An 8086-nucleotide genomic window follows, 5' to 3' on the forward strand; every position below is an offset into this window, starting at 1 on the left:
TGAAATCAAACAGTATTATGACTCAGTTCTTGATTTTGTTCATAGGGTTCATGAACATGCGTCATATCATGCTTGTAAAATCACAATCGAAGGAATTATTGAATTGGATGAAGCCTTATGTTCATGCAGGTGCTAAAGGGATAAAAAACACCGCCCTCAATAAAGAAAACAAAAACTGTTAATATAATTAGATACAAGAAAGCAGACGCACCAACAGAAAATATGAATGAACAAAGATTATCTTATCTTAATGAAAATAAATATTCTAATCAGCAAACATATGAAAAACTAGCATATGCTGAACAATATATCGATCAGTTTCTAAATAAGCCCAATTATTAAGATTTCATGTATTTTTAAAGCTACTTATCAAACTTTGAAAAAATACATTGTTTTTCTAGTTTGATTGTACAAAAAGTAATAAAGGAGAACAAGTAATATTAATTATTGTAGAGAGCGAGTAAAACAGGGAAGAAAAATGCCAAAGAAGGAAAACATTAGGACTTGCATAGACTGTGGAAAAAATATATCCAACCTACATCATAATGCTATTAGATGCAGAGCCTGCAGTAAAAAACGTAAAAAACAACAGGATCAAAAGCGACATAAAGAAAAACATCTAAAGCAGATAAAATGGAATAACTTTATAGAGGATGATAATGGAAACGGGATTACACATAGGAATGCAAAAGGTAGTAAACTAAGGTATTGGCTTGACAAGATCTGTAAAATTTTAACTATAGAGGAACTAGAGTTTTTGCTTATATTGTGGAATTGGAGGGCAAATGATCCAGCTAATAAATCCTATCAGAGAAGAGAATACAGGACTTGCGCAGGTATGGTGAGGGATTGGAGGGATTATTTCGTGGTTAACAAGTTTTTCAATGAGGTATCATTTGATGCAGAGACAGGTATAATTTTTAACACTGATGGGTCGTATCTGACTGTTGATTTCGACGAGGATAACGAGAACTATATTATACGAAACAGCGAGGGTACAATAATCTGTAGATATTAAGGAGAAAAACAGGTGTTTTACTTTTCGAACCACACATAAAACCTTTTTGTACAAATTTTTTTATGGTTTGTTTCTGCTGGCGTATTTTGTTGTAGTTATAGTTATGTTTTTAGCTGGGTTGTTTTAGTTTTATAGTTTTGATTATTTGAAGTAGTTGCTGGTTTTGTTGGTTGTTTGGTTGATTGACTGGCATAGCGACCCCTAAGGGGTCTGACCATTCGCTTTCAGCACCATATATGTCTTTTGCCTTCACTTTTATTTGGTAGCTACCTTTCTGGGCCCAGGTGTGGTTTGCGTTGGCTATATCACCAGATGCATATGGGCCTAGCCAACCTGAATTGTTGCCATCTCCCCAATCCCACATGTAGTAAATCTGGTCACCATCTGGGTCAGTCGTGCTTGTTGTATACATGTATTGTACACCAGGCTGCCCAGAGTTTGGACCAGATGGTTTTGTTGGTTTATTTGGCGGATTGTTTGGTGGTGGTGTTTCATTTTCATAGAAACATAGGGCTGGGTCGCCAAACAGGTTTGTCTCATAGTAGACCCAGCGTATACATGATCTACCAATAATTGGGAGATTGTCTTCTTTTGAATCATGGTTTGCTTTACCTATTTCTGGTATATTTTCGCCGAATACTGCGTCCCAGAATTGTCGGTGGAATCTCTGTGAGTCCCCATCAGTGCTGTATGACCAAAAGAACCCATAGCGAGCGTTCCATATACCTGCAAACGCACCATGAACGGTTTTTATGGTAAACTGTTCAGCTATGCAGTCATATCCCTGTGGGTCATCAAATCCACCTGCCATGCATCCCTGGGAATATATGAAACATGGGTTATTGTTTGTAAGGTAGCTAACATCGTAAAGGTACATCCTCATATTGTAATCATACCATGAGTGGCCGAGATGGTTGATTATGTGCACACCATTGTTTATAATGGACATTATTTCTGAATAACCCCATTTATAACTTGGTGAATCATATAATTTGGTAATATTATATTCATCATCAGGTATACCAATTGTTGTATATCCATCATCGGTGCAGGTGTTTATTAATTGGTCCATGTAAGTACCACCATAACTTGCAATTCCATAGTTACCAAGGTATTCTGCTGCTAAACAAACCTTTTTTAGATATTCATCATCTGGATCTTTATTAATGTATGTTATTGTTTTTGTTACAAAATTGTTAACATCTGCCAGGTTATCAACACATGCACGACCAACGTAAACTTCTGCAATTAGATCAACATCGCCACCATTTTCTCCATCAGTTGGTTCTCCCCATTTATTGTCACCATCATAGTTGTATGGTCCATCTAGACACGCGTAATATAAATCAGATGGCATGTATGTTTCGTAAGGATCTGTTTCTTCATCGAGACCATAAACCCATAGAGTTCTTGCTGGAACTATATTATAATCCCCTCCTAACAAAACATAATCTATACCCCAATTATAATAAGCATCCCTAATGTAACTTCTAATAGCCTCTGGGTCAGAGCTGCCAACATCTGTTAATGTTTTAACAACAGTATGTAAACCTTTTGCTTCATGAGCCTGCCTCAGAGGCTCAAAACCATTTTTAAGCACATCTGTAGTAAGAATCAACATATCATAATTATCATAACACGTGTGCAAAGGCGTAAGCTGATTTAGATATTGTACAGCAAACCCTGGGTTATCCACTTTTTTCATCACATCAAGCATGTCACGCTCAAAACCACGGAATAAAATATTTGCCTGATCATCACAACTCGTATCAACTGTAACTTGCATGTTATCATAATAATACAGCTCACCAGTTACTGGGTTATACTGGACTGGATGCAACAACAAAACAAGAATCGCATAACCACGGAAATTATATGTACCAACCTCCGTGTAAAGTCTACCAGGGAATAACAAATTCGACTGGTAAACCAAATCATTTGCAACGATTTTTTGAATAAACAATGACTGAGTTATAGGAATAGGCTGACCTATTGGATCAACATTAAAACCTGTTCCAAGCAAATGTTTTTCGCCAGTAACAACTTTTATATTACTCGCCTTTGATTTCGGTGGCAAAAGAATAAAAACTCCTTTTGATGGAATATTTGGTTCACCAGGGTTACTAGCAGTAAAACAACCGTCTAAAAAGATTTTATCATAAGAAGAACCTTCAATATTAACAGTTTCAACCGTTGGGCACTCAAAATTGTAAGCGAGAATAACCTGCGACCAAGACTGTGATTGATAACTCTGTGCCAGAGGAAACAGAGACATTAATAAAACAACTAACAACAAAAAAACTGTGCTACTAGGCCGCCAGATCTTCCTAAACAAAGAGATACCTCTTTTCATCTAAACTCCCTCTTCAATATTTTTACTAATACAGCAACATATTAATAAAAGCTAGCCTTCATCATACTAAAAAAATAATATGTTTCTTTTTCATAAAAAAATGAACTGAAAATATGTACAACCCACTTGATTTATCAAAGAAAACAGAAAACATGGTCGTAAAAGGAAAAGATAAAAAATATTACCGTTTCCGCGCAACTGGTTTCTATGGCGGCATAGCTACCGCTGACACAGTTGGGTGTAACCTGAGATGCAAGTTCTGCTGGTCTGGCAACAGTGTTTGGAACACAGAGAAAACAGGAAATTTTTATTCACCTGAACAAGTAGCAAAAAAGTTATTAGAAATAGCTGAACACAGAAAATTTACTCAAGTACGGGTATCAGGTGGTGAACCAACTATTGGTAGAGACCACCTGCTCTCTTTATTAAGAAATATCCCAAAAAAATTAATTTTTATTCTCGAAACAAATGGTATTTTATTAGGTGAAGATAAAACATATGTAGAGGATCTATCAAACTTTAAAAACATCCATGTCCGTGTATGTCTAAAAGGATGTGATGAACAAGAGTTTTCTTGGTTTACAGGGGCAGATAAAAAAGGGTTTGAATACCAAATCAGATCACTTGAGAATCTGCGAGACGAAGAAATAAGTTTCAACATAGCACTTGTGTCCACGAGAAAGGATAGGCAGTTATTGTTTCAGAAACTGAAAGATATGGGTTTAGGTGAAATTATGGTTGAGGAGGAGGAAATAACTCTTTACCCGCAGGTGCGTCAGAGGCTAGAAAAAGAAGGTATGCTTGTTTATTTTGAATGGGCATAAAACAACATTTACCATAAAAATTTTTTTTATGTGGATTCAATAAATCCATCTAAAAATGCGAGCATTGTATCTATTAGAAGATCATAGTCTTTATCATTTCTTAGGATCCTTGGTATATTTATTTTGAATTCGTTAAATTTAAGTGTGACAGTTGGGCGGTGTTTTCTTAACTCCAATAGTTTATTTTGCACAGTCCATGTTAAAAGCCTTGTGACAAAAATTTCGTCATCACCTTTTATCATGTATTTATCATCAAATTCGTTGCTACCAATCTGTATATCCTGCATACCTAGTTTCTTACCTATCTCAGATGCCCATGATTCCCCGTAGATTTTAATTACATGATTATTGGGATTATTAATGGTAGAAAAAAATACGAGTATATGCTGATTGATATTTGCTACCAGGGTAAACAGTCACTGTAACATTTTTGTCTCTGTAGGGGAAATTTAGGGTAGGGCTTCTAAAATTCCATTGAACTCTCCCTTTTCTTTTCATTGCCTGTCCCTCAAAAATATACTTTAATTTCAAGAAACGTCTGAAAAGAGCGAACTATTGCAATGATGATAATACCGATAAAAACAACCCAAAAATAATCAAAAAAACCATATTGGGATATTACTAGTCATATGCCACCCTTTTATTTGTAATATCTTATTTTCTTATTAACCTATTTATGAATCACAGTAGAAAAAAAGAAAAACTATAGATGTATATGCCGTGTAGGCTATGCAAATGAAATATGAAATGAAGGATGAGAAAAAACGACTACTTTCACAGAGAATAGAACATATTGATATAAAGACGTTCAACGCGGTTCCGTTGATTGAGGCTTTTGATCGTATGTCATTCCAGTCTAGAAACCTGGCAAATGCTTGTAAAATATATGATACCATGCTCAATGATAAAGATTGTACTATTATCCTGTGTTTGGCAGGTTCGCTTGTTAGCGCTGGTTTGAAAAAAGTTATTGTGGATATGATCCGCTATAACATGGTTGATGTTATTGTTTCAACTGGTGCGATTATTGTTGACCAGGATTTCTTCGAAGGGCTTGGTTTCTACCATTACCGCGGAGAGATACATGTTGATGACAGCAAACTTCAGAAGATGCACATAGACAGGATATATGATACTTACATAGATGAGGATGATCTACGTGTTTGTGATATGACTGTGAAAAAAATCGCTGATGATATGAAACCTGGTGCTTACTCCTCAAGAGAGTTCATTTATGAGATGGGAAAATACTTGGATAAGAATGGTAAAAACCCTGATTCCTTTGTTTTAGAAGCATACAAGCACGAGTTACCGATTTTCTGCCCAGCTTTTTCAGATTCCAGCGCAGGTTTTGGTTTGGTTTTCCATCAGAACGAAAGAAAAGAAAAACATGTCTCTATTGATTCAGTTAAAGATTTCAGGGAACTAACCCAGCTTAAAATTCAGGCGAAACAAACAGGTTTGTTTATGGTTGGTGGTGGTGTACCAAAGAATTTTGTACAAGACACAGTAGTAGCTGCTGATGTTCTCGGCGTTAATGCACCTATGCATAAATATGCGATTCAATTAACAGTAGCAGATGAGAGGGATGGTGGTCTTTCAGGTTCTACACTAAAAGAGGCGAACTCTTGGGGAAAGGTTGACACTGGTTATGAGCAGATGGTGTTCTCAGAGGCGACGCTTACCTTCCCGCTTGTGGTAAGTTATGCTTATCATAAAGGGAGCTGGAAAAATAGGAAAAAGATGGAGTTAAACAAAACATTATAAAACAAAATTTGTGATTACCATCTTTGGGTAGATAGGAGAATATGAAACAAGTTAAAAACTCGGTTTTATTTGAAATCGTGCTTAAAGCTATTTACAGTGTTTCTAGTAGGAGGACTTCAGCGAAGTTAGCTGAGGAAGCACTCGGCTCAACTCTGAGAGCTCTTGAAAGGAAATATGATTTTTTGAAATATGTCACTATACAACCAAGTGTTTTATCAGAAGGTGGTCTTAATATAAGAGTCTCGCCTGAGATAGACTCAATTAGCCCGGAGTTGATAGGTAAATCAATTGAATCAATTATAAGAGTGGTGTACAACGATATAAATGCGGAGGCTGGTTTGTTTTTTATAACAGAGTTAAAAAAATATGCTGGAGATGACGTATCAAAAATTATCCAGGATTATTTTGTTGATCTCGATCAGATACAGATAGAGCAACATTATGCTTATAACCGGCGTGAGAGGAAAAAGGCTATAACAGAAGGAGCAGCTGGGGCTAGACCAGGTAAAAAACCTGAGAGCTTAATAGGCTACAGCTGGGGTGATGTTTCACATTGGAAACACGAGCCAGGTAGTCTGTACTGCACTATATATGATAAAGAGGGAAAGGTTTTAGACCGGATTAACCTAGATGCGGTAATACAAAACTATGTTGAAAGGTTATCTACTTACCGGGATATCGACCCACGTCAACTTGAGAGAGAAGCAAGGATATATGAAAAAGAATACGAATTACTAAGGCTTATGTTTGAGAGAGATATGAACGCAGAAACAGCCTCAAATATATTAAGAATAACCAAAGAGGAGTTAAACAGGATGATACGTAAGCTTTCAAGTATGGAGATGGTTCAATACGTATCATATGATACAGTTGAGTTAACAAATATAGGTATCGGTTACGTAGCAAAAAAAGAAAAAAATAAGAAAACTGTTGAGGAAACAACTAATAATGAGCTAGTAACGGCCGCTAAATAAAAAAACATTCTTTTTTTATGATTAATTAGCAGAGTGTGAAAGAGAGAGATTTTTATTTTTGGGTTTGTCTTAATAAAAACAGATTCCAATAGTAACAAACAATGGGAGAAAATCCTGGGAGGAACAGGATTCGATTTCGGCGAATGCTCAGATGAGACAACAGATGAGGCTTTGGCTTTATAATAACAGGAACAAAATTCACCACATACTCAGATTTCTGCTTAATAAAAATCGGTTACAACCAACCCCCATCAACACCAAACATAAAAGGTCCAACGAAAGGAAAAGTAGGAACCAAATATACATATACGTTCACCTCAACAGATCCAAATGAAGACATAATATCATATTACATAGACTGGAGCGATGAAACAACGATGTGAGGTCCATACCTACCATCAGATGTATCATTCTCAGACAGTCACACATGGAATACAAAGAACAGATATACTATAAAAGTCAAAGCTAAGGATGTAAAAGGCCTGGAATCAGTTTGGTCAGACCATTATCAGTTACTATGCCAAGAACATATAACCACCAATTTATTCTAAGACTGCTTGACCGATTCCCGCACGCGTTCCCGATACTAAGACATATAATTATTAATAGCCTACACTCTCTCTAATTAATTTCAATAGCATCTCTAATCATCACCAATATATTAAGGATAATAAACCCGGGATAAAAACCATCTGATAACCATTATATAGGCTCTATATTTTCTTTTAAACTTGTGAAAAACAAACTTAGCTGGAAGTTAAGAAAACTCAAAGAAATTCTAAAAGACATGAACAGTGTCGCTGTAGCTTATTCTGGTGGGGTTGATAGCAGTTTTTTGTTAAAAATCGCATATGATGTATTAGGAGACAAAGTGCTAGCGGTTACTGCTACTTCATCTACATACCCAAAACAGGAGTTAACTAATGCAAAGAAATTTGCAAAAAATATCGGAGTGAAACATATAATCATAGGGTCTGATGAAATCAAGAACAAAAAGTTTTCAAAAAACACTCCAAACAGGTGTTATTATTGTAAAAAAGAGTTGTTCACAAAAATCAAAAAAATAGCGGATAAAAATGACATAAATTATGTGCTTGATGGAGAAAACGCTGATGATACGAAAGACTATAGGCCTGGAATAAAAGCAGCT

Annotated in this window: 8 protein-coding genes; 5 read left to right on the plus strand and 3 right to left on the minus strand. The window is 35.9% G+C overall.

The features are described from left to right. Positions 1-478: 478 nt before the first annotated feature. The gene (locus QHH19_05765; GenBank protein MDH7517833.1) at positions 479-1018 is read left to right on the plus strand and encodes a hypothetical protein; all 540 of its coding nucleotides are present in this window, start codon (positions 479-481) and stop codon (positions 1016-1018) included. Positions 1019-1127: 109 nt separating this feature from the next. Here the strand turns inward: QHH19_05765 and QHH19_05770 are convergent, their stop codons facing one another. Next, on the minus strand, positions 1128-3371 hold the full coding sequence (locus tag QHH19_05770) for a C25 family cysteine peptidase (protein MDH7517834.1): 2244 nt from the start codon (positions 3369-3371) through the stop codon (positions 1128-1130). Positions 3372-3484: 113 nt separating this feature from the next. Between QHH19_05770 and QHH19_05775 the strand changes: the two genes are divergently transcribed. Continuing rightward, positions 3485-4195, plus strand: a complete 711-nt coding sequence (locus tag QHH19_05775; GenBank protein MDH7517835.1) for a radical SAM protein — start codon at positions 3485-3487, stop codon at positions 4193-4195. A 26-nt stretch (positions 4196-4221) separates the two neighbouring features. On the opposite strand, the gene QHH19_05780 is transcribed toward QHH19_05775, so the two are convergent. Together QHH19_05780 and QHH19_05785 are read right to left on the minus strand one after the other, a co-directional pair. Next, positions 4222-4482, minus strand: a complete 261-nt coding sequence (locus QHH19_05780) for a hypothetical protein (GenBank protein ID MDH7517836.1) — start codon at positions 4480-4482, stop codon at positions 4222-4224. A 70-nt stretch (positions 4483-4552) separates the two neighbouring features. Next, complete coding sequence (locus tag QHH19_05785) at positions 4553-4693, minus strand: hypothetical protein (GenBank protein MDH7517837.1); 141 nt, start codon at positions 4691-4693, stop codon at positions 4553-4555. Between the two features lie 249 nt (positions 4694-4942). On the opposite strand from QHH19_05785, the gene QHH19_05790 reads away from it, so the two are divergent. The 3 genes from QHH19_05790 to QHH19_05800 form a co-directional block, all read left to right on the plus strand. After that, positions 4943-5962, plus strand: coding sequence for a deoxyhypusine synthase (locus tag QHH19_05790; GenBank protein ID MDH7517838.1), 1020 nt, complete (start codon positions 4943-4945; stop codon positions 5960-5962). Positions 5963-6003: 41 nt separating this feature from the next. Further along, entirely contained in the window at positions 6004-6936 is a 933-nt protein-coding gene (locus QHH19_05795; protein MDH7517839.1) for a hypothetical protein, read from the plus strand. 787 nt (positions 6937-7723) lie between these two features. Next, the coding region (locus QHH19_05800) for an asparagine synthase-related protein (GenBank protein ID MDH7517840.1) at positions 7724-8086 on the plus strand (363 nt) is incomplete at its 3' end.

Source organism: Candidatus Thermoplasmatota archaeon (genome assembly GCA_029907305.1).
Taxonomy (GTDB): domain Archaea; phylum Thermoplasmatota; class E2; order DHVEG-1; family DHVEG-1; genus JARYMC01.

Excerpts from the sequence above, each read along its gene's own strand:
- QHH19_05765 (MDH7517833.1), top strand. The coding sequence starts at position 479 with ATGCCAAAGAAGGAAAACATTAGGACTTGCATAGACTGTGGAAAAAAT.
- QHH19_05770 (MDH7517834.1), bottom strand. The coding sequence starts at position 3,371 with ATGAAAAGAGGTATCTCTTTGTTTAGGAAGATCTGGCGGCCTAGTAGC.
- QHH19_05775 (MDH7517835.1), top strand. The coding sequence starts at position 3,485 with ATGTACAACCCACTTGATTTATCAAAGAAAACAGAAAACATGGTCGTA.
- QHH19_05780 (MDH7517836.1), bottom strand. The coding sequence starts at position 4,482 with ATGCAGGATATACAGATTGGTAGCAACGAATTTGATGATAAATACATG.
- QHH19_05785 (MDH7517837.1), bottom strand. The coding sequence starts at position 4,693 with ATGAAAAGAAAAGGGAGAGTTCAATGGAATTTTAGAAGCCCTACCCTA.
- QHH19_05790 (MDH7517838.1), top strand. The coding sequence starts at position 4,943 with ATGAAGGATGAGAAAAAACGACTACTTTCACAGAGAATAGAACATATT.
- QHH19_05795 (MDH7517839.1), top strand. The coding sequence starts at position 6,004 with ATGAAACAAGTTAAAAACTCGGTTTTATTTGAAATCGTGCTTAAAGCT.